Origin of the sequence: Pantoea phosphatilytica, from assembly GCF_051025615.1 — a bacterium.
In the GTDB taxonomy this organism is placed as follows: domain Bacteria; phylum Pseudomonadota; class Gammaproteobacteria; order Enterobacterales; family Enterobacteriaceae; genus Pantoea.
On record NZ_JBPFDF010000001.1, the window covers coordinates 1,972,284 to 1,997,751 of the forward strand.

At 58.0% G+C, this 25,468-nt stretch carries 24 protein-coding genes; 10 read left to right on the plus strand and 14 right to left on the minus strand.

The features are described 5' to 3' along the window. Positions 1–223: 223 nt before the first annotated feature. On the minus strand, positions 224–496 hold the full coding sequence (locus tag ACR6AS_RS09490; protein WP_111139343.1) for a YdgH/BhsA/McbA-like domain containing protein: 273 nt from the start codon (positions 494–496) through the stop codon (positions 224–226). A gap of 262 nt (positions 497–758) precedes the next feature. Here ACR6AS_RS09490 and narQ point away from each other — a divergent pair, with 262 nt between their 5' ends. From narQ to acrD, 3 genes are all read left to right on the plus strand, one after another. Further along, a complete protein-coding gene (narQ, locus tag ACR6AS_RS09495) occupies positions 759–2,447 on the plus strand; it encodes a nitrate/nitrite two-component system sensor histidine kinase NarQ (RefSeq protein ID WP_434161849.1) in 1,689 nt (562 codons plus the stop codon). Positions 2,448–2,565: 118 nt separating this feature from the next. Further along, positions 2,566–3,195, plus strand: coding sequence for a response regulator (locus tag ACR6AS_RS09500; RefSeq protein WP_111139341.1), 630 nt, complete (start codon positions 2,566–2,568; stop codon positions 3,193–3,195). Positions 3,196–3,362: 167 nt separating this feature from the next. After that, positions 3,363–6,479, plus strand: coding sequence for a multidrug efflux RND transporter permease AcrD (gene acrD, locus ACR6AS_RS09505; protein WP_434161851.1), 3,117 nt, complete (start codon positions 3,363–3,365; stop codon positions 6,477–6,479). A gap of 100 nt (positions 6,480–6,579) precedes the next feature. On the opposite strand, the gene ypfM is transcribed toward acrD, so the two are convergent. Continuing rightward, positions 6,580–6,642 carry a protein YpfM gene (ypfM, locus tag ACR6AS_RS20540; RefSeq protein ID WP_376747919.1) on the minus strand — a complete coding sequence of 21 codons (63 nt, stop codon included), beginning with the start codon at positions 6,640–6,642 and terminating at the stop codon, positions 6,580–6,582. Positions 6,643–7,054: 412 nt separating this feature from the next. Here ypfM and ACR6AS_RS09510 point away from each other — a divergent pair, with 412 nt between their 5' ends. Genes ACR6AS_RS09510 through ACR6AS_RS09520 form a run of 3 tightly spaced genes read left to right on the plus strand, consistent with a single transcriptional unit; the run spans position 7,055 to position 8,763 of the window. Further along, the gene (locus tag ACR6AS_RS09510) at positions 7,055–7,423 is read left to right on the plus strand and encodes an ArsC family reductase (protein WP_111139363.1); all 369 of its coding nucleotides are present in this window, start codon (positions 7,055–7,057) and stop codon (positions 7,421–7,423) included. Position 7,424: 1 nt separating this feature from the next. Further along, the gene (gene dapE / locus ACR6AS_RS09515; protein WP_111139339.1) at positions 7,425–8,552 is read left to right on the plus strand and encodes a succinyl-diaminopimelate desuccinylase; all 1,128 of its coding nucleotides are present in this window, start codon (positions 7,425–7,427) and stop codon (positions 8,550–8,552) included. Positions 8,553–8,574: 22 nt separating this feature from the next. Next, the gene (locus ACR6AS_RS09520) at positions 8,575–8,763 is read left to right on the plus strand and encodes a YpfN family protein (RefSeq protein WP_111139338.1); all 189 of its coding nucleotides are present in this window, start codon (positions 8,575–8,577) and stop codon (positions 8,761–8,763) included. A 33-nt stretch (positions 8,764–8,796) separates the two neighbouring features. Here the strand turns inward: ACR6AS_RS09520 and ypfH are convergent, their stop codons facing one another. From ypfH to dapA, 6 genes are all read right to left on the minus strand, one after another. Next, on the minus strand, positions 8,797–9,477 hold the full coding sequence (gene ypfH, locus ACR6AS_RS09525) for an esterase (protein ID WP_111139337.1): 681 nt from the start codon (positions 9,475–9,477) through the stop codon (positions 8,797–8,799). 73 nt (positions 9,478–9,550) lie between these two features. Beyond that, positions 9,551–11,539, minus strand: a complete 1,989-nt coding sequence (locus ACR6AS_RS09530) for a tRNA(Met) cytidine acetyltransferase TmcA (protein ID WP_434161854.1) — start codon at positions 11,537–11,539, stop codon at positions 9,551–9,553. Beyond that, complete coding sequence (ypfJ, locus tag ACR6AS_RS09535; protein WP_111139335.1) at positions 11,539–12,405, minus strand: KPN_02809 family neutral zinc metallopeptidase; 867 nt, start codon at positions 12,403–12,405, stop codon at positions 11,539–11,541. Before ypfJ ends, ACR6AS_RS09530 begins: the two co-directional genes overlap by 1 nt. A gap of 126 nt (positions 12,406–12,531) precedes the next feature. Beyond that, complete coding sequence (purC, locus tag ACR6AS_RS09540) at positions 12,532–13,245, minus strand: phosphoribosylaminoimidazolesuccinocarboxamide synthase (RefSeq protein WP_111139334.1); 714 nt, start codon at positions 13,243–13,245, stop codon at positions 12,532–12,534. 145 nt (positions 13,246–13,390) lie between these two features. Continuing rightward, complete coding sequence (gene bamC / locus ACR6AS_RS09545; protein WP_111139333.1) at positions 13,391–14,422, minus strand: outer membrane protein assembly factor BamC; 1,032 nt, start codon at positions 14,420–14,422, stop codon at positions 13,391–13,393. A gap of 14 nt (positions 14,423–14,436) precedes the next feature. Then, on the minus strand, positions 14,437–15,315 hold the full coding sequence (gene dapA / locus ACR6AS_RS09550; RefSeq protein ID WP_111139332.1) for a 4-hydroxy-tetrahydrodipicolinate synthase: 879 nt from the start codon (positions 15,313–15,315) through the stop codon (positions 14,437–14,439). Positions 15,316–15,458: 143 nt separating this feature from the next. On the opposite strand from dapA, the gene ACR6AS_RS09555 reads away from it, so the two are divergent. Continuing rightward, positions 15,459–16,040, plus strand: a complete 582-nt coding sequence (locus tag ACR6AS_RS09555) for a glycine cleavage system transcriptional repressor (RefSeq protein WP_111139331.1) — start codon at positions 15,459–15,461, stop codon at positions 16,038–16,040. Positions 16,041–16,193: 153 nt separating this feature from the next. Continuing rightward, positions 16,194–16,661 (plus strand): thioredoxin-dependent thiol peroxidase, encoded by a 468-nt coding sequence (gene bcp / locus ACR6AS_RS09560; RefSeq protein WP_111139330.1) that lies wholly within the window; start codon positions 16,194–16,196, stop codon positions 16,659–16,661. 79 nt (positions 16,662–16,740) lie between these two features. Here the strand turns inward: bcp and ACR6AS_RS09565 are convergent, their stop codons facing one another. From ACR6AS_RS09565 to ACR6AS_RS09575, 3 genes are all read right to left on the minus strand, one after another. After that, positions 16,741–18,306, minus strand: a complete 1,566-nt coding sequence (locus tag ACR6AS_RS09565) for a sensor domain-containing diguanylate cyclase (protein ID WP_111139329.1) — start codon at positions 18,304–18,306, stop codon at positions 16,741–16,743. 340 nt (positions 18,307–18,646) lie between these two features. Beyond that, positions 18,647–19,255, minus strand: a complete 609-nt coding sequence (locus tag ACR6AS_RS09570; RefSeq protein WP_111139328.1) for a DsrE family protein — start codon at positions 19,253–19,255, stop codon at positions 18,647–18,649. Between the two features lie 31 nt (positions 19,256–19,286). Beyond that, on the minus strand, positions 19,287–19,892 hold the full coding sequence (locus ACR6AS_RS09575) for a DsrE family protein (protein WP_111139327.1): 606 nt from the start codon (positions 19,890–19,892) through the stop codon (positions 19,287–19,289). Positions 19,893–20,652: 760 nt separating this feature from the next. Here ACR6AS_RS09575 and bepA point away from each other — a divergent pair. Further along, on the plus strand, positions 20,653–22,116 hold the full coding sequence (gene bepA, locus ACR6AS_RS09580) for a beta-barrel assembly-enhancing protease (protein WP_111139326.1): 1,464 nt from the start codon (positions 20,653–20,655) through the stop codon (positions 22,114–22,116). Between the two features lie 28 nt (positions 22,117–22,144). Next, on the plus strand, positions 22,145–22,486 hold the full coding sequence (gene arsC, locus ACR6AS_RS09585; RefSeq protein WP_111139325.1) for an arsenate reductase (glutaredoxin): 342 nt from the start codon (positions 22,145–22,147) through the stop codon (positions 22,484–22,486). Here arsC and hda read toward each other — a convergent pair. From hda to upp, 3 genes are all read right to left on the minus strand, one after another. Then, positions 22,483–23,184: a DnaA inactivator Hda gene (gene hda, locus ACR6AS_RS09590; protein ID WP_233498975.1), complete on the minus strand. Its 702-nt coding sequence runs from the start codon at positions 23,182–23,184 to the stop codon at positions 22,483–22,485. The two genes, arsC and hda, sit on opposite strands and share 4 nt — an antisense overlap. Before the next feature lie 107 nt (positions 23,185–23,291). Further along, a complete protein-coding gene (gene uraA, locus ACR6AS_RS09595; protein WP_111139323.1) occupies positions 23,292–24,575 on the minus strand; it encodes a uracil permease in 1,284 nt (427 codons plus the stop codon). Positions 24,576–24,689: 114 nt separating this feature from the next. After that, positions 24,690–25,316, minus strand: a complete 627-nt coding sequence (gene upp / locus ACR6AS_RS09600) for a uracil phosphoribosyltransferase (protein WP_111139322.1) — start codon at positions 25,314–25,316, stop codon at positions 24,690–24,692. Positions 25,317–25,468 lie beyond the last annotated feature (152 nt).

Consider the following 25,468-nt stretch of genomic DNA (forward strand, 5'->3'; position numbering starts at 1 on the left):
CTCTGTGAAATGGGGTATTTCCTCTATGCGTTGGCCAGTGAGTGAGTGCCAGGCAACGCGGGAATTTACGGCGATGAATCCTACCCGTTCTGCAAGAACGAAGCAAAATATACCGGGCGAATGCACAGGCTGATTTGTAAGAATCCATCCTGATGCACAAAAACAAAAAAACCGGCCAATTCAGGCCGGTAAACGCTACAGGGATGGAAACAGGAGGGTAAGGTTAGCGGTAAATCTCTGCGGTTCCGCTCCAGAGGCTGGAGTCGCCGGGATTATCGACACCGATCACGCGGTAGTGACTGGCGCCCATCTCCTCCGCTTTTTGCGACAGCTGGCGGCTGGCGTCATCCAGTGAGCCACGTACACCGGATACCGATACGCTGCCGAGGCTCTGCATGTTCTGCGCCTGAGAAGGGTCGACCGGCGCGGCGGCAAAGGTACCAAATGAGGTGGCAGCCAGAAGTGCGCCCGCCAGTGCAACAGTCAGTTTTTTCATTGGGTGCTCCTTAATCTGCATTCAGGGATTGAGGTGGTGAGTAATGACTGGAGAAATTATTGGCGCTGCAATGAAAAGCAACATCGGGCCGATGTAAACCTGTTCGTTTTTTAGCCGCCAAACCGCAGCTATTCCTGGGAACTGTCAGTTGCGGTCATTTTGTGTGCGATGTGTAATGCCCTGTGCGATAAACAGGGAATGGATCATTGGCGTGAGGTGACGGCCCTCTTATAATTCCCACACTTCAGACAGGGCTATTCATGTGATTGTTAAACGTTCCGTAACTCAGAGCATCGCTCAGGCGCTCAGCGCCATCGTTCTGCTGTCGCTGCTGACCACCGGCCTGGCACTCGTCACGCTGCTCAGCAGCCAGCGTGATGCAGAGGCGATCAATCTGGCGGGCTCGTTGCGTATGCAGAGCTATCGCATGGCCTGGGATGCCAGCCGTCAGCCGCAGAATCTGCCTGTTCATCTGGCACGCTATCAGCAAACGCTGGATGCCCCGGTGTTGCAGAAACTGGATCGACCCTGGGTACCTCGTGAAGTAAGCGTTCGCTATCAACGTCTGCGCGCCGCCTGGCCCGCGCTGCAGCAGCAGCTACAGCAGGAAAACATTGCGGCTTATCAGCAGCAGATCCCAATCTATGTCGGCGAAATCGACCGCTTTGTTCTGAGCCTGCAACGCTATACCGAACTGAAGATGCACCTGGTGGCCGCCAGCAGTCTGGTGGGGGTCATTGCGATTGTGGCGCTGGCGCTGATGACGATTCACTTTACCCGTCAGCAGGTGGTGCGCCCTCTGAATGCGCTGGTCACGGCCAGCCGTTACGTCGAGAGCGGCAATTTCGCTTTTCCGCCGCTAGAGGTGGAGCAGCAGAATGAACTGCGGGTACTCTCGCACGCCTTCAGCGGCATGGCGGCACGTCTGCACTCGCACTACCAGCTGCTGGAAAGCACGGTACGCGCGAAAACGGAAGATCTGACCCAGGCCAATCGCACCCTGTCGCTGCTCTATGAAAGCTCCCAGATGCTGACCGCCAGTCCACTGCATCCGGCGCTGTTTGAAGCGGTATTAACCACGGTGCTGCAGCGCGAGAAGCTGAGGGCCATCCGGCTCGACAGCAAACAGTTTTCGTTCTCCGCCGGTAGTGAACAGGCCGCCGGTGAGTGGCACGCCCTGCCGTTGCAGCAGGCCGATCAGCCGATTGGCGAACTGCGCTGGCAGATCGCCGCTCTCTCTCCGCCGGAGGCGCTGATGCGCAGCCTGGCGGGGATGCTGGGACGGACACTCTGGATCTGGCAGACGCAGCAGCAGTACCAGCAGATGCTGCTGATTGAAGAACGCACCACGATCGCCCGCGAGTTACATGACTCGCTGGCGCAGTCCCTCTCCTTTTTACGCATCCAGCTGACCCTGCTGCGCCGCACCGTGAATAAAGAGGACCACGCCGCACATACCATTATCGCGGATTTCGATCAGGCGCTGGCCGACGCCTATCGCCAGCTGCGTGAGCTGCTGACCACTTTCCGTCTCACCATCGAACAGGCAGATCTGGTTGCGGCGATGGAAGCAATGATCGCCTCGCTGCAGGAGAAGAGCAGCGCAGCGATCGAATTTAACTATCAGCGCGGCCTGCAGACGCTGGAGGCGCAGCAGCAGGTACATCTCCTGCAGATTGCCCGGGAGGCGTTACTGAATGCCATCCGGCACGCCAGCGCCAGAGTCATCCGGGTGGATTATCAGCACAGCGATAAAGGTGAGCACTTACTGACAATTACGGATGATGGCTCGGGGATCGGCAGCACGAAGGAACCGCCCGGCCACTACGGACTGACGATTATGGCGGAACGCGCCCAGCGCCTCGGCGGCGAGCTGACCATTCTCGCCCGGGAGCGCGGCACCCAGGTTGCGCTGCGCTTTCCACCGCAGCCCGCACGCGCGCTGGAGTAGCGCGCCGGGCCCGATTAAAACGATCCTTTAGCCTGACAGCAGACGTTACGGGACAGCACAGACAGTGACCCCCACCCCCCTGCGCCGTCATCGTCTGAAACCGAAAACAGGAGAAACTATGCAACAGCCCGCTTTAACCCTGATGATTGTGGATGACCATCCGCTGATGCGCCGCGGTGTGCGTCAGCTGCTGGCGCTGGAGCCCCGTTTGTCGGTGATTGCCGAAGCCAGCAACGGCACCGAGGCGCTGGCAGAGGCACGCCGTCAGGAACCTGACATCATTCTGCTGGATCTGAATATGAAGGGCCTGTCCGGGCTGGATACGCTGAAGGCGCTGCGTCAGGATGGCATTCATTCACGCATTCTGGTGCTGACGGTCTCCGACGCCCGCAGCGATATTTTTGCCATGGTGGACGCCGGTGCCGACGGCTATCTGCTTAAGGACAGCGAGCCGGATATCCTGCTGGAACATATCCTGCAGGCATCGCGTGGTGAGAAGGTGTTCAGCGACGGCGTTGCCAGCTATCTGTCCAGTCGTCAGCACAGCGCCGATCCGCTGCGTCAGCTCACCGAACGTGAGCGGGATGTCCTGCAGGAGGTGGCGCGCGGCCTGTCGAATAAGGAGATTGCCGCCATTCTGCATATCTCGGAAGAGACCGTGAAAGTGCATATCCGCAATCTGCTGCGCAAGCTGGATGTCCGCTCACGGGTGGCGGCCACGGTGATGTGGCTGGAAAGCCGCAAATAGCCAACGAATTTACACTTTCTCCTCAATTTCTCCACGATTTCCCCCGCCGCCGCACGTAGAGTAAATGGCGGAGGAGAATCGTGGCAAAGACCATCCGATTGTCTGCCAGTGCGCCCGTGGCTGGTGGGGCTGACCGAGTATAATAAATACTGAGGAGTGTCGATTTAATGTCGAATTTCTTTATCGACCGCCCCATCTTTGCCTGGGTGCTGGCGATTCTGCTCTGTCTGTGCGGAGCCCTGTCGATCATGTCACTGCCTGTGGAACAGTATCCCGACCTGGCGCCGCCCAACGTGCGGATCACCGCTAACTATCCGGGCGCGTCCGCTCAGACACTGGAAAATACCGTCACCCAGGTGATCGAGCAGAACATGACCGGCATCGACAACCTGATGTACATGTCCTCCAACAGCAGTAACACCGGCCAGGCGCAAATCACCCTCACCTTCCGCGCCGGCACCAATCCCGATGAAGCCCGTCAGCAGGTGCAGAATCAGCTGCAGTCGGCGCTGCGTAAATTGCCGCAGGCGGTGCAGTCGCAGGGCGTTACGGTCAACAAAACCGGTGACAGCAACATTCTGATGGTGGCCTTTGTCTCCACCGACGGCAGCATGGATAAGCAGGATATTTCAGACTATGTGGCCAGTAATATTCAGGATCCGCTGAGCCGCATCGACGGCGTGGGTCAGGTTGACGCCTACGGCTCACAGTATGCGATGCGCATCTGGCTCGATCCCAACAAACTGATCGCCTACGCGCTGACCACCAATGATGTGGTCAGCGCCATTCAGTCCCAGAACAGTCAGGTGGCCGTGGGTCAGGTGGGTGGCCTGCCGTCGGTGGAGAAACAGGCGCTGAACGCCACGGTGAACGCCCAGTCGATGCTGCAGACGCCCGAGCAGTTCCGGGCGATTACTTTAAAAAACAATCCCGACGGTTCCGTGGTCACGCTGGGGGATGTCGCCAGCGTGGCGCTGGGTGCCGAGAAGTATGATTATCTGAGTCGCTACAACGGTCAGCCTGCCTCTGGCCTGGGGGTGAAGCTTGCCTCCGGCGCCAACGAGATGCACACCGACAAGCTGGTGCGGGCGCGCATTGAGGAGTTATCGCACTACTTCCCGCACGGGCTGGAAGCAAAAATTGCCTATGAAACCTCCCCGTTCGTTAAGGCGTCAATTACGGACGTGGTAAAGACGCTGCTGGAGGCGATCGTGCTGGTTTTTGGCGTGATGTATCTGTTTATGCAGAACTTCCGCGCCACCCTGATCCCGACGATTGCGGTGCCGGTGGTGCTGTTCGGCACTTTCAGCGTGCTCTACGCCTGCGGGTTCAGCATCAATACTCTGACCATGTTTGCCATGGTGCTGGCGATCGGGCTGCTGGTGGATGACGCCATCGTGGTCGTGGAAAACGTGGAACGGCTGATGCAGGAAGAGGGACTTTCGCCCCGCGCCGCCACACGAAAATCGATGGGGCAGATTCAGGGTGCGCTGGTCGGCATCGCGCTGGTGCTCTCTGCGGTGTTTGTGCCGATGGCTTTTTTCGGCGGCACCGTCGGGGCCATCTATCGTCAGTTCTCGATTACCATCGTCTCGGCGATGGTGCTGTCCGTGCTGGTGGCGATGATCCTGACCCCGGCGCTGTGCGCTACGCTGCTGAAACCGGTCGCCGGGGGCGATCCGCACGCGCGGCGCGGCTTCTTCGGCTGGTTTAACCGTCACTTCAATCGCAACGCAGACCGCTATGAGCGCGGTGTGGCGGCGCTGCTGCGACGGGGCGGTCGCTGGCTGCTGCTCTATCTCGCCCTTATCGGCCTGATGGCCTTCCTGTTTCTGCGTCTGCCCACCTCATTTCTGCCGCTGGAGGATCGCGGGGTCTTCCTGACACAGGTTCAGCTTCCGGCTGGCGCCACGCTTGAGCAGACGGCCAGCGTGGTAGCGAAGGTCGAAAACTACTACCTGACGGAGGAGAAGGCGAACGTGCTGTCGGTCTTCGCCACCATCGGCGCTGGTCCGGGTGGCAATGGGCAGAACGTGGCGCGCCTGTTTGTGCGGCTGAAAGACTGGGAAGCGCGACCCGGCGCTGATCGCACCTCTTTCGCGATTATTGAACGCGCGACCCGGGCGTTTCAGAAGATCACCGAGGCGCGGGTGATTGCCAGCAGTCCGCCCGCCATCACCGGCATGGGCAGCAGCTCCGGCTTCGATATGCAACTGCAGGATCATGCGGGCATCGGCCATACTCAGCTGATGGCGATGCGCGACCGGCTACTGGAGATGGCGGGTAACGATAAGGCGCTGTCACGGGTGCGTCACAATGGTCTCGATGACAGTCCGCAGCTGCAGATTGATGTGGATGCGCGTAAAGCGCAGGCACTGGGCGTCTCGCTGGATACCATCAACGACACCCTGACCACCGCCTGGGGCTCCAGTTACGTCAATGACTTCCTGGATCGCGGCCGGGTGAAAAAGGTCTATGTGCAGGCCGCCGCCGAATTCCGCATGCTGCCGGATGACATCAACAAATGGTACGTGCGCAACAGCAGCGGCGGCATGGTGCCCTTCTCCGCCTTTGCCACCAGCCGCTGGGAGACCGGCTCACCGCGACTCGAACGCTACAACGGCTACTCCTCGCTGGAGATTGTCGGTGAAGCGGCCAGCGGCGTCAGCAGCGGCACGGCGATGGATGAGATGGAGAAGCTGGTGAACGCGCTGCCGCTGGGCGTGGGGTTCCAGTGGACCGGTGCCTCCTATCAGGAGCGGCTCTCCGGCTCCCAGGCTCCGGCGCTCTATGCCATTTCACTACTGGTAGTGTTCCTCTGCCTGGCCGCACTGTATGAGAGCTGGTCGATCCCCTTCTCGGTGATGCTGGTGGTGCCGCTGGGGGTGGTCGGCGCGCTGATTGCCACCTGGCTGCGCGGCCTGGAAAACGATGTCTACTTCCAGGTGGGTCTGCTGACGGTGGTAGGCCTCTCCGCGAAAAACGCCATCCTGATTGTGGAATTTGCCAACGAGATTAACAGTAAAGGCCGTGAACTGGTGGAATCAACGCTGGAGGCGTCACGTCAGCGCCTGCGGCCGATTCTGATGACCTCGCTGGCCTTTATCTTCGGGGTGCTGCCGATGGCTATCAGCAGCGGAGCAGGCTCTGGCAGCCAGCATGCTGTGGGAACCGGCGTGATGGGTGGGATGATCTCTGCCACTCTGCTGGCGATCTTCTTTGTGCCGCTGTTCTTTGTGCTGGTCCGCCGTCGCTTCCCGCTGAAAGAGAAGCCGCAAGACTAGCGCCCAATAAAAAAGCGGCCACTGAAATCAGTGACCGCCTTGTTTCTGTGTGTGGTAAGAATTCCAGCAAGCGGGATGGTCCTGCTATTCCCGAGGTGGGTTACTTGTTACGTAACATCGCTTCGATAAATTCTTTCCAGGTTCCCATTTCGGTGTCAATCATGATGCCCTCTCTTATTGTGATGGCAATGTTACGCCTTTTTTTTATTCAGGTGAATACGGTTACACCTGTTAACTTTATCGGCAGCAGCACGAAAAACATGAATGTTGCTGATTTTGTAAGCTGACGCACATTTCAGCAACTGACTGAGACGGTTGAAATTAATTTTTTTTAAGCCCAGCGGTAGACGATTTTATCAACATAGCGAAATTCTTAATGTGCCAATGATGACAAACGTAATGATTGCAGATGAAATTGATAGCGATTACCCACTGAGAAACGGCGCATGGCCGCCGGTTCATTCGGGGCCGTTTCCCGCGTCCGCGCAGATGCCGCAACGGATCACACTATGCTAAACTCGCGCTCTGGCTGCTTTTTTCAGCTTAACGCTCAACATGACAATAAGGATCAGGCGATGTGCACGCAGTGGGTGATGTTCGGGATTAAAAATTGCGACACCATAAAAAAAGCCCGGCGTTTTTTAACGGCGGCGGGTATCGACTATCACTTTCACGACTACCGTGCCGATGGCCTGAGCGAAGCCCTGCTGCAGGCGTTTATCGATGCGCTGGGCTATGAGGCACTGCTCAACACTCGTGGCACCACCTGGCGCAAACTGCCCGACGCTGAGCGTGAAGCCGTCACCGACGCCAGCAGCGCCCGCGCACTGATGCTGGCCCATCCCGCCATGATTAAGCGTCCACTGCTGCGCACTCCGGATGGCACCCTGCTCGCCGGTTTTAACGAAGCCACCTATCAGAATGCTATCCAGGAGAAGTCATAATATGTTTTGCCCGGTCATTGAGCTGACGCAGCAGCTTATTCGTCGCCCCTCTCTCAGCCCCGATGATGCCGGCTGTCAGGCTCTGCTGATCGCCCGTCTTGAAGCCATTGGCTTTAAGATCGAAACCATGAACATCGACGACACCCTGAACTTCTGGGCCACCCGGGGCGAAGGGGAAACGCTGGCATTTGCCGGCCATACCGATGTGGTGCCGCCTGGCGATGCCAGTCGCTGGATCAATCCGCCGTTTGAGCCCACCATCCGCGACGGCATGCTGTTTGGTCGCGGTGCGGCTGACATGAAAGGGTCGCTGGCGGCGATGGTGGTCGCGGCCGAACGCTTTGTGGCGGCGCGTCCGCATCACAGAGGACGGCTCGCCTTTATGATCACCTCGGACGAAGAGGCCAGCGGGGCCAATGGCACAGTAAAAGTGGTAGAGCGGCTGATGGCGCGCCGGGAACGGCTCGACTACTGTCTGGTCGGCGAGCCCTCCAGCACCGAAGTCGTCGGTGATGTCGTGAAGAATGGCCGTCGCGGTTCAATCACAGCCAACCTGACCATTCACGGTGTGCAGGGCCACGTCGCCTACCCGCATCTGGCAGATAACCCGGTGCATCGGGCGATGCCTGCGCTGAATGAGCTGGTGGCAACCGAGTGGGATCAGGGGAATGAGTTTTTCCCGACGACCAGCATGCAGATTGCCAATGTGCAGGCGGGCACCGGCAGCAACAACGTGATCCCCGGTGAGCTGTTTGTGCAGTTTAACTTCCGCTTCAGCACCGAACTGACCGATGAGTTGATCCGTCAGCGGGTGGCAGAGCTGCTGGATCGTCACCAGCTGCGTTACACCATCGAGTGGAAACTCTCCGGTCAGCCCTTCCTGACCGCACGCGGTAAGCTGGTTGATGCCGTTGTAAAAGCTGTAGCGCACTATAATGAAATTAAGCCACAGCTGCTGACCACGGGCGGCACCTCCGATGGCCGCTTTATTGCCCGGATGGGTGCGCAGGTGGTGGAGCTGGGGCCGGTGAATGCCACCATTCATAAAATCAATGAGTGTGTGAAAGCCTCCGACCTGCAGATGCTGAGCCGGATGTACCAGCGCATCATGGAACAACTGATCGCCTGACGGCGGTTTAAAGGAGCAGCAAATGGAATTTATTAAAGATTACTGGTGGATCCTGGTGATCCTGCTGATGGTTGGCGTGCTGATGAACGTCTATAAAGATCTGAAACGCATCGATCACAAAAAGTTTATGGAGAACAAACCGGATCTGCCGCCGCATCGTGATTTCAACGATAAGTGGGATGACGAAGACGACTGGCCGAAGAAGAAGTAAATGAAAAAAGCCCCTGTGATGCAGGGGCTTTTTTTACATCATCGCGATCACATCATCGTCGCCGGGTTTTGCGCCGCTCAGCGCCTCATCGAAGTAGCGTTTCGGCACCGTATAACGCAGATGATTGAGCGCCAGTTCCATGCTGCGGTGGTCGATAGCGTGGCCCAGATCGTCAACGATATCCAGCGTCACGTCGCCGCCGCGGGCAATCAGACGCTGCTCCGCCTGCTGCGCATGATGCAGCGGGATCTGCTCATCGTAATCACCGTGGATCAGATGGATCGTGGTGCGGGTCGTGGCCTTTTCCGGCAGCGTAATGAACCGCCCGTTAAAGATCACCGCACGACTCGCCAGATCGGCATGCGCCTTAACCCCTTCCAGCACCATACTGCCGCCCTGCGAAAAGCCGATTAAGGCGGTCGCCTCCGACCGCACGCCACTCTTCTTCTGCCAGTGACGCACCGACTCCACGAATTGCGGCATCGCCGCATCCACCCGCTGCTGGATAGTCTGATCGTGCAGGTCCGTTTCACCGAACCACTGACGCACTGCGCCCGGCGAGCCGACGGAGACCACCAGCGCCTCCGGGAAGGTCCTGGCAAACCAGCTGCCGATTTCACCCATTGAATCGGGGTTATCGCCGACGCCGTGGTAGAGCAGAAATAGCTGAGCGGCGGTGGCTGGCTGTTGAACGATTACATATTTCAGTGTCATGTTGACCTCCTGAAGCCACTCTACGCCGCCTGACGCAAAATGACAGGGGGATTATTTGAACCCGCTGGTCGAATTATTTCAACGGCAGGCAGAGCTGCTCCGCTGTCACACCCAGGGAATGGAGTCCGGCTGCAGCTCGCTGACGCAGCACCGCAATCAGCGCTTTACGTCCGCTGACGCCCGCCTGCTGAGCGAGTTCGCTAAGCGCTTCAGGGGTTGTCACCGCCGCCAGCAGCAGTGGATCGGGCACGGCAGCAGCCTCCACCAGACGCTGCAGCACCGGCAGGCTTGCTTCCAGTGGCCGCTGCGCCCAGGCAAAACCGGCGGCCAGCTGAATATCCTGATCGTTCAGGCCGTCATCCGCGACGGTTTCCAGCGTCAGTTCCAGCTCAAGAAAGTGTTGCATCCGTGGCCAGTCGCGCGCCAGCTGCGCGACGGCGCGGCGCTGCAATGCGTTGCCCGCCGCCGAACAGGGCCGCATCGCCATCGCGGCGTAGCAGCCGCTGCTGGCTTCACGCTGGGTACCTATCCGCACCAGCGTAAAACCACAGGCGCGCCAGAAGGCCCAGAGTGAATGAGTGTAGCCGAAGCTGACGGAAAGATAGTCGTGCCCGGCGGCCGCGCTGGCCGCGGCGGCCACCAGCTGCTGCCCGATGCCCTGACGACGGCTCTCCGCCGCCACGGCTATGCGGCTGATCCGCAGCGACCGCAGGGTCGCCGCCTCCGGCAGTCCCGCGTGCGCCGCCAGCGACTGCGCTACCAGATTGCCCCGGGGTCGCCGGGTGCCCGCCCAGACCGCCTGCGCCAGGTCCGGCTCCAGCCCGCCCTCCTCCACCAGCCAGAGCGCGCCCTGCAGGGCGGACAGCGAGCCAGCGCGCCACAACTGCATACCGGGCGCATCCAGCAGGCGGCGCAGATCGAGCGGCGAGGTGCGATAGTGTGCGCTGGTGAGCAGACGGTAAGCGGCCTCCAGCGCGCTGAAATCGCCCGGTGCTACCCGCTGCGGCGTGACCGGCGCAGCGGATGCCGGTTCGACCGCCGCCGCATCCTCAAACAGCAGCGCCTGATTCAGCCACTGCTCCAGCGGGTCAGCACGCGACCAGCGCAGAGGCTCATCCAGCGTAAAATAGTGCACGTCCGCCAGTCCGGCGCAGAATTTCAGGATAAAGCCGCGCCCGCTGCCTTCGTAGCCCTGAACGGTGGTCGTCAGCAGAACGCGGGGATAGCGGCCGACCAGCGCCTGCAGCAACGGCGCCGGGATGGCCGCAGCCTCATCCACAATCAGCCACTCCGCCGCGGGCGGCGTCTCCAGCGCCAGCAGCGCATCCGGTGCCATAAAGTGAAACTGCTCAGCGGCAAAGGCAGCCAGCACCGTCGTGGAGGCTCTGGCGGGGGCCGTGACCAGACAGGCACCCGCCTGGCGCGCCAGCATTCCCGCCAGCGCCGATTTACCGCGGCCCCGGGCAGCGGTCAGTACCGCCACACCCGAGGGCATAGCCATCAGCTGATGGAGTATCGCCTGCTGCTGCTGCGGTGCCTGGCAGTGCCATCGCGGCCACGCGGGCCGGGACGGAAACCGGCAGGGCTGATGCTGACGCGCCAGCAGGAGCTGGTCGTCCGCCGTGATGAGCTGTTGCAGATGATGAACAAAATGCGGCGTGGCGATGGGGCTGGCAACGTCCCCCCAGCGCAGGCTGTCACCATCGGGCTGCTGCGGCCACTGATCCCAGGGCGGCACTAGCAGCAGGAGCCAGCTTCCGGCGGTGAGCGTACCAGCCAGCGCCGCGAACGCCTCGGCGTGAAAGCCGTAACGGGCGTCGAACAGGGCATGACGAAATTCACGGCCAAGCAGCGTGCGAACCGCAGCAGGCGGTACGTGCAGAGCCGGTGCGTCAGCCGGATCCGCAAATAGCGGTGCCGGACTGACGATCGGCCAGTCACCCGCGAGCGTGTGACGCCACTCTGCCGCCTGCGATAAACACCAGGCCGGGTCGCCGCTGATCACCGCCAGACGACGCACACCGGCCTGTTCCATCTCCTGCGTCAGACGCTGCAAAGGCATCAGTTGCTGGCGAAGGTGTCGCACTGTCCCGGATTGCCACCGTCAAAACCGCGCTTAAACCAGGTGTAACGCTGCTCGGAGGTGCCGTGGGTAAAGCTGTCCGGCACGACGCGGCCCTGACCTTTCTGCTGCAGCCGGTCATCACCAATCGCCTCGGCGGCATTCAGTGCTTCCTGCAGGTCGCCCGCCTCAAGGATATTTTGCTGCTGCATATAGTGTCCCCAGACGCCGGCAAAGCAGTCTGCCTGCAGCTCCATCTTCACAGAGAGCTGATTGACCTGTTTCTGACTGGCGCCCTGCTGCATCTCACGCACTTTCGGTTCAATACCCAGCAGCTTCTGAACGTGATGGCCCACTTCATGCGCGATGACATAGCCCTGCGCAAAGTCGCCGCCCGCGCCGAGTTTAGTTTTCATCTCGTCATAGAAAGAGAGGTCGATATAGACGGTCTGATCGGCAGGACAGTAGAACGGCCCCATTACCGACTGTCCGGTGCCGCAGCCGGTACGGGTTGCGCCGCGATACATCACCAGTTTCGGGGCGACATACTGTTTATTCATCTGCCGGAACAGTTTGTCCCAGGTATCTTCGGTGGTCGCCAGAATGACTTTGGTGAATTTCGCGGCCTCTTCATCATTGGCGCTGACGCTGCGCGTCTGCTGCTGACTGGTCGGTGCCACCTCGCCCCCCGTCAGCAGCGCGGTCAGGTCGTAGCCGTAATAACCGGCAATGGCCACCACAATCAGAATGACAATGCCACCTTTGCCGCGCGGCAGACGAATCTGACGGCCTCCGCCGCCAAAACCGGACGATTGACCACGACGGTCCTCTACATTGTCGCTTTCGCGACGCCCTTGCCAGCGCATGCTGTATTCCCTCAGACATTTTCAGATGGCATGATTTTAGTTGTGTGACGACGCAATCACCAGCTTTACGCCAAAATGAAAAAGGAGAGCCGGGGCTCTCCTTTTGCTGCGGTGCGCTGGGCAGACTCAGTCGAGTGTGACACCCAGACGCTGCGCGACCGCTTCATAGGCTTCCACCACGCCGCCGAGGCTCTGACGGAAGCGATCTTTATCCATTTTGTCGAGCGTCTCTTTGTCCCACAGGCGGGCACCGTCTGGCGAAAACTCATCGCCCAGCGTCACTTCGCCGTTAAACAGGCCAAACTCCAGCTTGAAGTCGACCAGGATCAGGCCCGCATCGTCGAACAGTTTGCTCAGCACGTCGTTAGCTTTAAAGGTCAGCTCCTGCATACGCGCCAGGTTCTGTCTGCTGACCCAGCCGAAGGTTTCGCAGTAGGATTCGTTGACCATCGGGTCATGCTTTGCATCATCCTTCAGGAAAAGATCAAACAGCGGCGGATTGAGCACCATTCCCTCTTCCACGCCCAGACGTTTTACCAGCGAGCCTGCGGCGCGGTTGCGAACCACGCACTCTACGGGCACCATCTCCAGCTTCTTCACCAGCGCTTCGGTATCCGACAGCAGCGCTTCCATCTGGGTCGGGATCCCCGCTTCCTGCAATTTGGTCATGATGAAGTGGTTAAACTTGTTGTTAACCATTCCCTTGCGATCAAACTGCTCGATTCGGGCGCCATCACCTGCTGACGTATCATTGCGGAATTCGAGTATCAGCAGATCCGGGTTATCGGTGCTGTATACGGTTTTCGCTTTACCGCGATACAACTCAGCTCGCTTTTGCATCTTGTTCACTCCAGACTTGAAATAACGGGTGGTGAGCGGCCAGTGCCGCTGCGGCGATTGCCTTGACGCAATCGTTTACTTCGCCGCGCGCTATTATGCCAAAAACAAAAAAAAAAGGCCGGAGAATCTCCGGCCCGAGGCAACTTTATTTGTTCAGCGCCGCCTGGAACACGGCCACCAGCGCATCGTTCTGCGACTGGGTCAGCACATGCCCTTTCGGGTCGATGAATTGCAGACTGGTGCGGTTGTCGAGATCGCCGACCTGCACCTTGTAATCGCCGTTCGGCAATTCAGGATCTTTCGCGCCAATCTCATCCCATTCGCTGCTGCTCAGTGACTTATAGGTCACCTTCATGCTGCCGGTTGAGCGGGTGGTATCCGTGACTTCCATGCCGACACGCTTCATCGCATCCGGCAGTCGCTGCCAGGCCGTGTTGTACGGTGACCGCAGGATCAGCATCGGCAGGCCGGTGTCGTCCGCGCCGCTCTGCACGTCAATCGATCCGGTCACGCGGCCGGAGGCGGCGTTTTCACTGGCCGTTTCGATCTTATCCAGACCGGTACTAAGATCGTTCAGCATCTGTGCGGTGTAACGCTGGATCTGCACCGGCGAAGTGACGGTTTTACCCGCCTGCTGCAGTTCCAGCAGACGCACGGTCACCTGCTGCTGATAGCTCTGGGACTGCACGCTGATCTGGTAACGACCACGATACTGCTGGTCTTCATCGGCGCGGTTCCACTGCACCCAGTCGGTCGTCAGCTGCTGGCCTGCATCATTACGTGAAGCGATAGGGAAGTTGTAAGACTGTACAACGTTAACGAGCTGAGGCCAGACTGAACCCCGGCTGTTTTCAATCATCAGTGCGCCGCTGTTGTTGCTGAACTGTGCGCGGGTGCCGTTCATCAGCGCCAGCGGCTGGGCTGGCGGACGAATGTCGAGCTGTTTGCCGACAGGTGCCTGGCTGGCGGTGCGCGGCACGTCATAGTCACCGCGCTGAACCGGCAGGATCATGCCGGCAGGCGCTTTGAGCTCGCTCAACTGGCTGGCTTCAAGATAAGATTCGTCGCCGCTGACCTGACGTTTATAACGCTGATCGCTGGAACAGGCCGACAACAGCATCAGAGTAGAAAGGCCCACTACTGTGGCGACTGTTGACCGCTTTACTGAGTAATTCATTCAAACTCCCTAAATTATCGCAAACCCGCTTTCACCAGCGCCTGCTCCACTTTCGGCTGGCCGGCTGCAGTCAGTGGCGTCATTGGCAGACGCAGCGTGTCGTTAGCGATTAATCCTAGCTGTTTCGCAGCCCATTTCACCGGGATAGGATTGGGTTCACAGAAAAGCGTCTGGTGCAGGTGCATCAGACGCTGATTCAGGCGGCGAGCCTCGACGAAATTGCCCTGCTGTGCGAGTTGACACAGTTCAGCCATTTCGCGCGCAGCCACGTTTGCCGTCACCGAAATGACGCCTTTGCCGCCCAGTTGCATAAAGTCCAGTGCAGTCGCGTCATCGCCACTGACCAGAATGAAATCGTCATCAACCAGCTCTTGGATCTGACTAACCCGCGATAAGTTCCCGGTCGCCTCTTTGATTCCGATAATATTTTTGATTTCGGCCAGGCGGGCGACGGTTTCCGGCAGCATGTCACACCCGGTGCGCGAAGGCACGTTGTAGAGCATCTGCGGCAGGCTGGTGCTGTTCGCGATGGCTTTAAAGTGCTGGAACAACCCTTCCTGCGTCGGGCGGTTGTAATAAGGCGTGACGGTCAGGCAGCCCACCACACCGGAATGTTCAAAACGCTTCGTCAGAGAGATGCCTTCAGCGGTGGCGTTGGCGCCGGTTCCGGCAATCACCGGAATACGGCCATCGGCCAGTTCCAGGGTCAGCATCACCACATCACCATGTTCTTCATGGCTCAGGGTAGCGGATTCGCCTGTGGTGCCCACGGAAACGATCGCCGCGGTGCCGCTGGCGACATGATAATCAATCAGTTTTTTCAGACTCGACCGGCAGACATTACCGCTGTCATCCATTGGCGTAACGAGTGCAACAATACTTCCCGTAAACATTGGCGATCCCCTCGACAAACAAGTGCTTCATGGTACGTTTTACACTTAGGGAAAAGCAAGCCAGCCTCGCTATTCCCGCGCTTGTCAGCAGTTTTTTTTATGTTTACCTTATGGTTATTAGCGAAAGCAGAGGAAAAGCCATTTTGTCGCCATCTCAGCCCCATCATCTGGTGATCACCGCCCTCGGTGTTGACCGTCCGGGTATCGTCAATACCATTACCCGACACGTCAGCAGCTGCGGTTGCAATATCGAAGATAGCCGTCTTGCCATGCTTGGGGATGAGTTCACCTTTATTATGCTGCTGTCGGGCAGCTGGAACGCCATTACGCTGATTGAGTCGACGTTGCCGCTGAAAGGCGCAGAGCTGGAACTGCTGATCGTGATGAAGCGCACCAATGCCCGGCTGCGTCCGCCAATGCCCGACACCGCGTTTATTCAGGTTGAGGTCGCCGATTCGCCGCATACCATTGAACGCTTTACCGATCTGATCGATAAACATCAGATGAATGTGGCGGAACTGGTGTCGCGCATTATACCCGCGCAGCGCGAATTGCCGCCAACGCTCTATATTCAAATGACAGCCCATTGTCCGACACGGACCAGCGGCACAACGTTTGAGCAGGCGTTTAACGCGCTCTGTCAGGAGCTGAATGCGCAGGGGTCGCTGCGCCTCTATAGCGCATCAGATGCCGACAGCAGCGAATCTGTGAGCGCAGTACGCTAAGCTTGGTCTGTAAGCCGGAGGTATTTCTCCACATGACTGGCGGCTGAGTATGCGGCTATGTGGTGAAATACCCCTGAAGGTGATTTTGCCTCTGGCCGTTTCTGGCCGGATAGTGTATTACCCACAGCCTGAATAAAAAAATGGAGAGATGTGATGAATCCACTGAAAGCCGGAGATACCGCACCCGCATTTAGCCTGCCCGATCAGGATGGTGAACACGTAAATCTGACCGACTTCCAGGGACAGCGCGTTCTGGTCTACTTCTACCCGAAGGCGATGACACCGGGCTGCACCGTGCAGGCGTGCGGTCTGCGTGACAATATGGATGAGTTGAAGAAAGCGGGCGTGGAAGTGCTGGGTATCAGCACTGACAAACCAGAAAAACTGTCACGCTTTGCTGAAAAAGAGCTGCTGAACTTTACCCTGCTCTCAGATGAGAATCATGAAGTCTGCCAGGCGTTTGGCGTCTGGGGTGAAAAAACGTTCATGGGGAAAACCTATGACGGTATTCATCGCATCAGCTTCCTGGTCGATGCTGAAGGCAAGGTTGAAAAAGTCTTTGATAACTTTAAAACCTCGAATCATCATGACATGGTGCTGGAGTACGTTAAGTCAGCCTGATGTTCAGGGGCGCGGCCGTTGAGCCGCGCCCTGCCTGCCCCGCGTTATCCCTGCGCTGCCCCTTTTTCTCGCCCGGACTTCAGGACGCCGCAACAATCACGCAGTTGCGCCCGGCATTTTTCGCCTGATAAAGCGCCGCATCCGCCTGTTTTAAGCTGCCTTCCAGCCCCCCCTCCGCTGACCCGTTCCAGGCCGCCACGCCGATAGAGAGGGTGATCCTGCCGACATCGGTGAGCCACGCTTCTGCGATACCAAGCCGCACGCGCTCTGCGATGATCTGCGCCTCATCCAGTGACGTTCCCGGCAGCAGCATCAGAAACTCCTCTCCGCCGTTGCGACACACCACATCAGACTGACGGGCGCTGGCCCGCAGCGTGCTCGCCACCTGCTGAATGACCCGATCGCCTACGTCGTGTCCCCAGGTGTCGTTAACGTTTTTGAAGTGGTCGATATCCAGTGCCAGCACCGCAAATGGCTGACGCAGCGTGCGGTAGTACTCCAGCACCGCGTTAAGCCCCCGGCGATTCAGCAACTGGGTCAGCGGATCGGTCTGCGCTTCCGAGTTAAGACGGCCGATTTTATCCTGCACCAGACCGATGCCGGTGAGCAGCGCCCGCTTGACCTGCGCCGCCTCGAAATACCATGCGGTGATGCCGCCAATCTCCTTCGAGACCCCCTGCACATCCATCCGGCTGGCTTTGCGGGCCAGCTGGAAAAGCGGACGGGCAATCAGTCGCGCCAGCACCACGGCAACCAGCAGGGTCAGCAGCGCAAAGGGGACCGAGTTTTTCAGCACTTTCATCAACAGGCCCGAGAGCGGATTCAGCGTCGTATTGATTGGCTTCAGCGCCACCACCGTCCAGCCTGTCGTCGGCACCACTGCAAATCCGGCCAGCTGCATGGATTCCCCGGAGCCGTCGAGTATCAGCGACCCATTGGTCTGCTCGTCACGGGGGCTGACAATGGCGGGCAGAATTTTGCCTATCAGCTGACGATTCTGGTGATAGAGCACCTCATTATTGCTGTCGAGCACATAAACCGTGGTGCCATCCCGGTAGAACTGCTCACCCAGCAGCGCATTCAGAATGCTTTTTTTCTTCAGATAGATCGTGCCGCCGACATAGCCGAGATAGTCGCCATCGGCGCTCCAGATTGGCCAGGAGACAAACACCAGCAGATTATTGGCGGCAGAAAGCGTTGGCTTACTGATGATCGGCTGCCGCAGGGTCAGCGCTTCCCGCGAGGCGTCGCTGGTAAGACGTATTCCCTGCAGCGTCAGTGATTCCGGCGAAATCGCTTTAACCATCCCCTGCGCATCTACCACCGCCACCGAGTTGAAACTGGTGGTCTGTTCACGAAGGCGGTTAACCTCGCTTTTCAGCAGCGCATCATTGTAAAAGTCACGGCTCAGCTGATTGGCGCTGTAATGGAGCTGGGACTGCGCCAGCTGGAAGAAAATTTCGCTGGTGGAAGCCAGCTTGGCGGCATAGGCCCGGTTAGCTTCGAGCGTAGTATCAATCAGCACCTGCCGCTGTACCCGCCAGGTGGCGTAAAGCGTGTTTGCCAGCGTGATGACAATGCTGACAATCACCAGCAGGGCGATCAGATTGCGCAAATCGGCCTTGGGCCGAAAGAGCTTTAGCATGGCGTCGCCGCCCTGAAGAAGAGTGTCATGTCCTGAATGCCTGATTATTTTAATGTGCCAGAAGCCCTGATATCCGGGCGTAAGTCTACACGGTGTCACTCTTTTTGAGCAGCATTAAGACAAATTTTAGCGTACAGAATCCAGATTAGCCCGGCCCTGATTCACGTCTATGCAAGATTGTCAGTACGCCAGGAGAAGGGAGAATGAGTGATGACATCTGACCTTGTCGCTGTCATTGACAACGAACGACAGCCCTCTGCGCGGGCCGGGAACAGATAAGGGAAGCAGGATTGACGAGGGAGCAGCAGGTGACAGCGGCAGTGACGCCGCTGTCAGACGTTTACAGCATCAGGAAGGCGTAGCCGCTGTTTTCCAGTGTCGCCACAGTGGTGCCGCTGGAGATGGTGTGTGTAACCATCGGGTCGATCCAGTTGCGCTCAAGCTGATGAAACGCCACTGACTGGTCGCAGATGGTGACCTGCACGCCCGCTTTTTTCAGTTCGCTAATCAGCTTCAGGTTCGGGTTATCCACGCCGTAGGCTTTGCTGAACTGCGCATTATTCAGGGCTGAAGAAACCGCATCGCCATTAATCGAGACCACAAATTTCAGCTGGTCGAGTGGTACACCCGCCGCATAATAGAGGTTAGTAACGCGTGCCACGCGCTCCAGCCCCAGATTCGGCTTGCGGATATCCCCTTCATTATGGTTGATCTGGAAAACAATTTTATTACTCAGACCAGCGGTGGTGCCGGGTTTAAACGCGGGCGTATCGACATAATGTATTTTTCCGTAGCCTTCAATGGCTGGCGTACTCCAGAAATCAGCAGGCTCAGCTTTATTATCTGCTACTTTGCCGCTGACTTTGTCAAATAACGCCGGCAACTGTAAAACGTTGCCCCCGATAAATCCGGCCACGGCCGCCATGACCACTAACGCTGCTGGACGCATTCACTCTTCTCCTGGTTATTAAAAATATTCATTACATTGCCAGCCACGCGTAGCCCTGATTCTGCAGGGTTGATACGGTGGTCGGACTGGAAAGCGCATGGATGACCGATTTATCAATCCAGTTATTCGGATAGTGATGGAATGCCACAGACTGATCGCAGACTGAGACTTTCACACCCGCCTGATTCAGCTCATTAATCAGCTTGAGGTTGGGATTGTCGATGCCATAAAACTGTCTGAAATGGGCGTTATCCAGCATGGCCGGGGTCGCATCACCGGTGACCGAAACCACAAACTTCAGCTGATCCGCCGGGACACCCGAGGCGATATAGAGATTTACCACGCGCGCCACGCGCTCCAGTCCCAGATTAGGGGCGGTCATGGCGCCGTCGCTGCGGGTGATCTGAAAAACGATTTTATTACTGAGGCCCGCGACCGGTTTAAACGCGGCATCAGGCTCGTAATGAATTTTGCCGTATCCTTCAATGGCGGGTGTGCTCCAGAATCCTTCGGCTTCCTGAGGCTCGGTTGCAAAATGGCGTGAAACTTTGTCATAAATATCGCCACTCTGAGTGACAGCCGCGCCAACAACGCCGCCAATAATGGCGATTAACGCGTAAGAAACCACTGAACGCATATTACTTCTCTCCGGCAAATCAAATAAGGTCTGGCAGATTCAGGACTGAATCTGGTCGGCTATCTATATCACAGCACGGGTATAACTCACGCCTGTGTAAATTCAGGTCAGCACCACAGTGATAACCCGCCAAAATGATTCACCGGCAGAATTAATCGAAAAGTTTCATACAGCGTGAAAAAGGGTATTCTTAGAAATGGCCCTGATGATTCAACCCTTCACCTCACAGTTTCTCGCCATTAAGAAATAAAAAGCAGCCAGGCTTAGCTGGAATAAAAAAAAGAGAAAGGGGAATAACGATTTAATTTGTCGATGGCAGAATAAAAGATTTCTGAATTTCTGGCGTGACTTTTTCAGAGTAGACCTGGAAAAAACCGTGCCACATTCAATTTTTTTGAGTGAATTTACATAACTTTAAAAAAAGGGCCGGCACCCTTTTTATCCTCACCCAGCATTTTCTGCTCTATTCTGGCGATGCCTGAGCGGATCCATTGAATAACCCGCCATTTTCCTCTTCGCTCACGCGGCAATCCCTTCAGGGCTGCTATCGTTTAACTGCCGTTTAGGTTACCGTTATATTCAATTTTTTTCGCCAAAATCCACGATCTTGCACAAATTACGCCGGGCAGCAGGCAGAAAACGCCATTTCTTTCTTTTAGTGCTCTGGTTAAGATAGGGCCGGACTGCTGCGATCGGCGAAATGGGGAACGTTCCCGCTGCGCATCTGTCCATTCTCAGGGCCCCTCTACAGGATTAAGGCATGTTGAACCGGTTAAAGAAAACGCTGATCGCCGCGCTCCTTCCGACACTCATCTTCACGACACTCTCACCGGCTTATGCCGATATCAGTGATTCGCTTCCCGATATCGGCACCACAGCCGGTTCGACGCTGTCGATTAATCAGGAGCTGCAGATGGGCGACTTCTATGTGCGCCAGCTGCGCGCCAGTGCCCCGCTGATTAACGATCCGCTGCTGAATCAGTACATCAATCAGCTGGGCCAGCGCCTGGTTTCGCACGCCGACGCCGTGAAAACGCCTTTCCACTTCTTCCTGATCCAGAACGATGAGCTTAATGCCTTTGCCTTCTTTGGGGGCAACGTGGTGCTGCACTCGGCCCTGTTCCGTTTTACCGAGAATGAAAGCCAGCTGGCGTCCGTGATGGCGCATGAGATCTCACACGTTACCCAGCGCCACCTGGCACGCGCGATGGAAGACCAGAAGCGCAATGCGCCGCTGACCTGGGTCGGCGCGCTGGGCTCAATTCTGCTGGCGATGGCCAGTCCGCAGGCGGGCATGGCCGCCCTGACCGGCACCCTGGCAGGCACACAGCAGGGCATCATCAGCTTTACCCAGGGTAATGAGCAGGAGGCCGACCGTATCGGGATTCAGGTTCTGCAGCGTGCCGGGTTCGATCCTCAGGCGATGCCGAACTTCCTGCAGAAGCTGGCCGATCAGAGCCGCTTCTCCTCAAAGCCGCCTGAGATCCTGCTGACGCACCCGCTGCCCGACAGCCGTCTGGCGGATGCCCGCAACCGGGCGAATCAGATGCGGCCCGTAGTGGTGCAGTCGACGGAAGATTTCTATCTGGCGAAGGTGCGTGCGCTGGGGATGTACCCGACCGGACGCAATCAGCTGACCGACGAACTGCTGAGTCAGTATGCGGGCGGCAATGCCCGTGAGCAGATGGCGTCACAATATGGCAAAGCCATACAGTTTCTGCAGGCGAAAAGCTTTGCCGATGCGAAGCGCATCATGACGCCGTTACTGGCGAAGCAGCCCAACAATATCTGGTTCCTGGATATCATGTCGGACATCGACATCGGCCTGAATCAGCCGCAGCAGGCCATTGCGCTGCTGAGCGCCGCCAGCGGAGCCAAAAACAGCCCGGTGGTCCAGCTTAACCTCGCCAATGCCTATGTCGAAGCGAAGCAGTATGCCAGCGCCAGCCGGATCCTGAATCGCTACACCTGGACCAACAAAGATGACCCCAACGGCTGGGACCTGCTGGCGCAGGCGTCTGCCCAGCAGGGACTGAATGATGAAGAGCTCTCCGCGCGGGCGGAGAGTCTGGCGCTGAATGGTCAGCTCGACCAGGCGATTACCACCCTCAGCAGCGCCAGCGCCCAGGTGCCGCTCGGCAGCCTGAAGCAGGCGCGCTACGACGCCCGTATCGACCAGCTGCGTCAGTTACAGCAGCGCTTTAAACAGTATCAGAAAGGGTAAAATTCACCGCCACAGAAGGAGAATCAGGATGGTGACGATCTATCATAACCCGCGCTGCAGCAAGAGCCGCGAAACGCTGGCGCTGCTTACCGCTCGCGGCATAGAGCCGGAGGTGGTGCTCTATCTGCAGACACCACCCGATCGCGAAACGCTGCAAATCCTGTTGCAGAAGCTGGGGATGCAGAGCGCACGGGCATTGATGCGGACTAAAGAGACGATCTATCGCGAGCTGGCACTCAGCGACAAAAGCGAAAGTGTGCTGCTGGATGCGCTGGTGAATAATCCGGTGCTGATTGAGAGGCCGATTGTAATTAATGGCGACAGGGCACGCATCGGCCGTCCGCCGGAAGCGGTGCTCGACATTCTTTAAAGGCCGAGCGTCTCTTTTACGAATGGAATGGTGAGTTTGCGCTGGGCGCTGATAGAAGCGCGATCGAGCCGATCCAGTGTATCGAACAGGGTGCGCATTTCACGATCCAGCCGCTTCAGCAGGAAACGGCCCACATCTTCCGGCAGTTCAAATCCGCGTAATCCGGCGCGCAGCTGAAGTGCCTGGAGTTTATCTTCATCAGAGAGCGGCTGCAGGCGATAGATCTGGCCCCAGTCCAGCCGTGACGCGAGATCGGGCAGTTGCAGATTAAGCTGACGCGGTGGACGATCGCCGGTAATAAACAGGCGCGTGTTACCGGTTTCGAGGATACGGTTGTAGAGATCGAAGATCGCCATTTCCCACTCCGGCTCGCCGGCAATACATTCGATGTTATCGATGCAGACCAGCGACAGCTGCTCCATCCCTTCCAGCACTTCCGGCACAAACCAGGTACGTTTATCGAGCGGCACATAGCCGACCGCCTCATTGCGCGCTGACATCTCCGCGCAGGCGGCATGCAGCAGATGGCTTCGTCCGCCCCCTTCGCGTGACCAGAAGTAGAGATAGCTGCCATGTTGCTGATTAAGAGCGCCTTTCAGTGCGGCAATCAGCGACGGGTTTTCCCCCGGCCAGAAGCTGGAGAAGGTTTCGTCGTCTGGTAAATAAAGTGGCAATGACAATTGTGCCGGCGTGTTCAGAAGCACCTCAGCAAGAGAACAAGCAAAAAATCGGGGGAAGTCTAACACAGTTTTCAGAAAGAGATGAATGGGGCGTCCCTGCCCCGATCCCGTGACTCAGGCCGGGATCACGGTTCGCGCGGTTCGTCGGCTTCCAGCACCACTTCTTCCGGGCGCAGCAGCGAGATCACACGGAAGATCAGCGCCAGGCCAACACCCACGATCGTCGCCAGCGCCATGCCTTTCAGCTCCGCCGCGCCGATATGCACCTTCGCGCCGCTGACGCCGATGATCAGGATCACGGAGGTGAGGATCAGGTTCTGCGCCTTGTTGTAATCGACTTTAGATTCGATCAGTACGCGGATACCGGATGCGCCGATCACGCCATACAGCAGCAGCGAGACGCCACCCATGACCGGCACCGGGATCGCCTGGATCACCGCCGCCAGCTTGCCGACGCAGGAGAGCAGGATCGCCAGAATTGCCGCGCCGCCGATGACCCAGGTACTGTAGACACGGGTAATCGCCATCACGCCAATATTCTCGCCGTAGGTGGTGTTCGGCGTGGAACCGAAGAAGCCGGAGATGACCGTCGATAAGCCGTTGGCAAACATCGAACGATGCAGACCCGGGTCGCGGATCAGATCCTTTTTCACGATATTGGCGGTAACGACCAGATGACCGATATGCTCGGCGATGACCACCAGCGCCGCAGGCAGAATCGTCAGCATCGCCACCCACTCAAAACGCGGCGTGTAGAAGGTTGGCAGGGCAAACCACGGCGCGCGCTCGACGCCGCTCCAGTCCACGATACCCATCGCTGCGGAGAGCAGATATCCCACGACCACCCCAACCAGAATCGGGATGATCGCCAGGAAACCGCGGAACAGCACCGAACCGAATACCGTCACCGCCAGCGTCACCAGCGAGATCAGTACCGTTTTACTGTCGGGCGCACTGCCTTCAGCGGGCAGCAGGCCCGCCATATTGGCGGCCACGCCAGCCAGTTCCAGACCAATGACGGCGACAATCGCCCCCATCGCTGCGGGCGGAAACATCACGTCGAGCCAGCCGGTCCCGGCGCGTCTGACGATCAGTGCCACAATGCAGAACAGCACGCCACACAGAATAAATCCGCCCAGCGCCACCTCATAGCCCAGCGGCAGCAGCAGCAACACCGGCGAGATAAACGCAAAACTGGATCCCAGGTAGGCGGGGATTTTGCCCTTACAGATAAAGAGATAAATCAGTGTGCCCACCCCGTTGAACAGCAGCACGGTGGCCGGGTTGATATGGAACAGAATCGGCACCAGCACGGTGGCGCCAAACATGGCGAACAGGTGTTGCAGGCTGAGCGGAATGGTTTGCAGTAACGGCGGTCGTTCACTGACGCCAATGGCGCGACGAGTCATCATTTATCCCCTTAGGTTATCTCTCCCGCCGGTCCGCGCCGCAGCAGCAGGCGCGCCCGTTCCGGGCACTTTTTTTTGCCAAAAAAAAGCCGACTCTCTGGTCGGCTATGCGATTTATTTGGTTCCGAAAATTTTGTCCCCGGCATCGCCGAGTCCGGGAATGATGTAACCCTTTTCGTTCAGCCCCTGATCCACTGATGCGGTGTACAGCTCAACATCCGGATGCGCTTTCTCCAGTGCCGCGATCCCTTCCGGCGCCGCCACCAGCACCAGCACCTTGATGCTGGAGCAGCCCGCTTTCTTCAGCAGGTCGATGGTAGCGATCATAGAGCCACCGGTAGCCAGCATCGGATCGACGACCAGCGCCAGGCGCTCTTCGATGTTAGACACCAGCTTCTGGAAGTAAGGCACCGGCTCCAGCGTCTCTTCATCGCGGTAGACGCCCACCACGCTGATACGGGCGCTGGGAACGTGCTCCAGCACCCCTTCCATCATGCCAAGACCGGCACGCAGAATCGGCACCACCGTGATTTTTTTGCCTTTGATCTGGTCGATCTCTACCGGGCCGTTCCAGCCCTCAATGGTGACGCGCTCTGTTTCCAGATCGGCAGTCGCTTCGTAGGTCAGCAGGCTGCCCACTTCCGACGCCAGCTCGCGAAAACGCTTTGTACTGATATCATGCTCACGCATCAGGCCCAGTTTATGTTTGACCAGCGGGTGTCTGACTTCCACGATCTTCATTGGTGTTCTCCCGGAATGAGTTGAGCTAAAAAAAATCGCGGGATTATACCGCCTTTTGGACGGCGCGCCACCTCTCCTTGCGCAATACCGCGGCTTTTACAGGGATAAACAGAGGATTGATGAAATTCGTCCGATGGGCAATCCCGGACTCG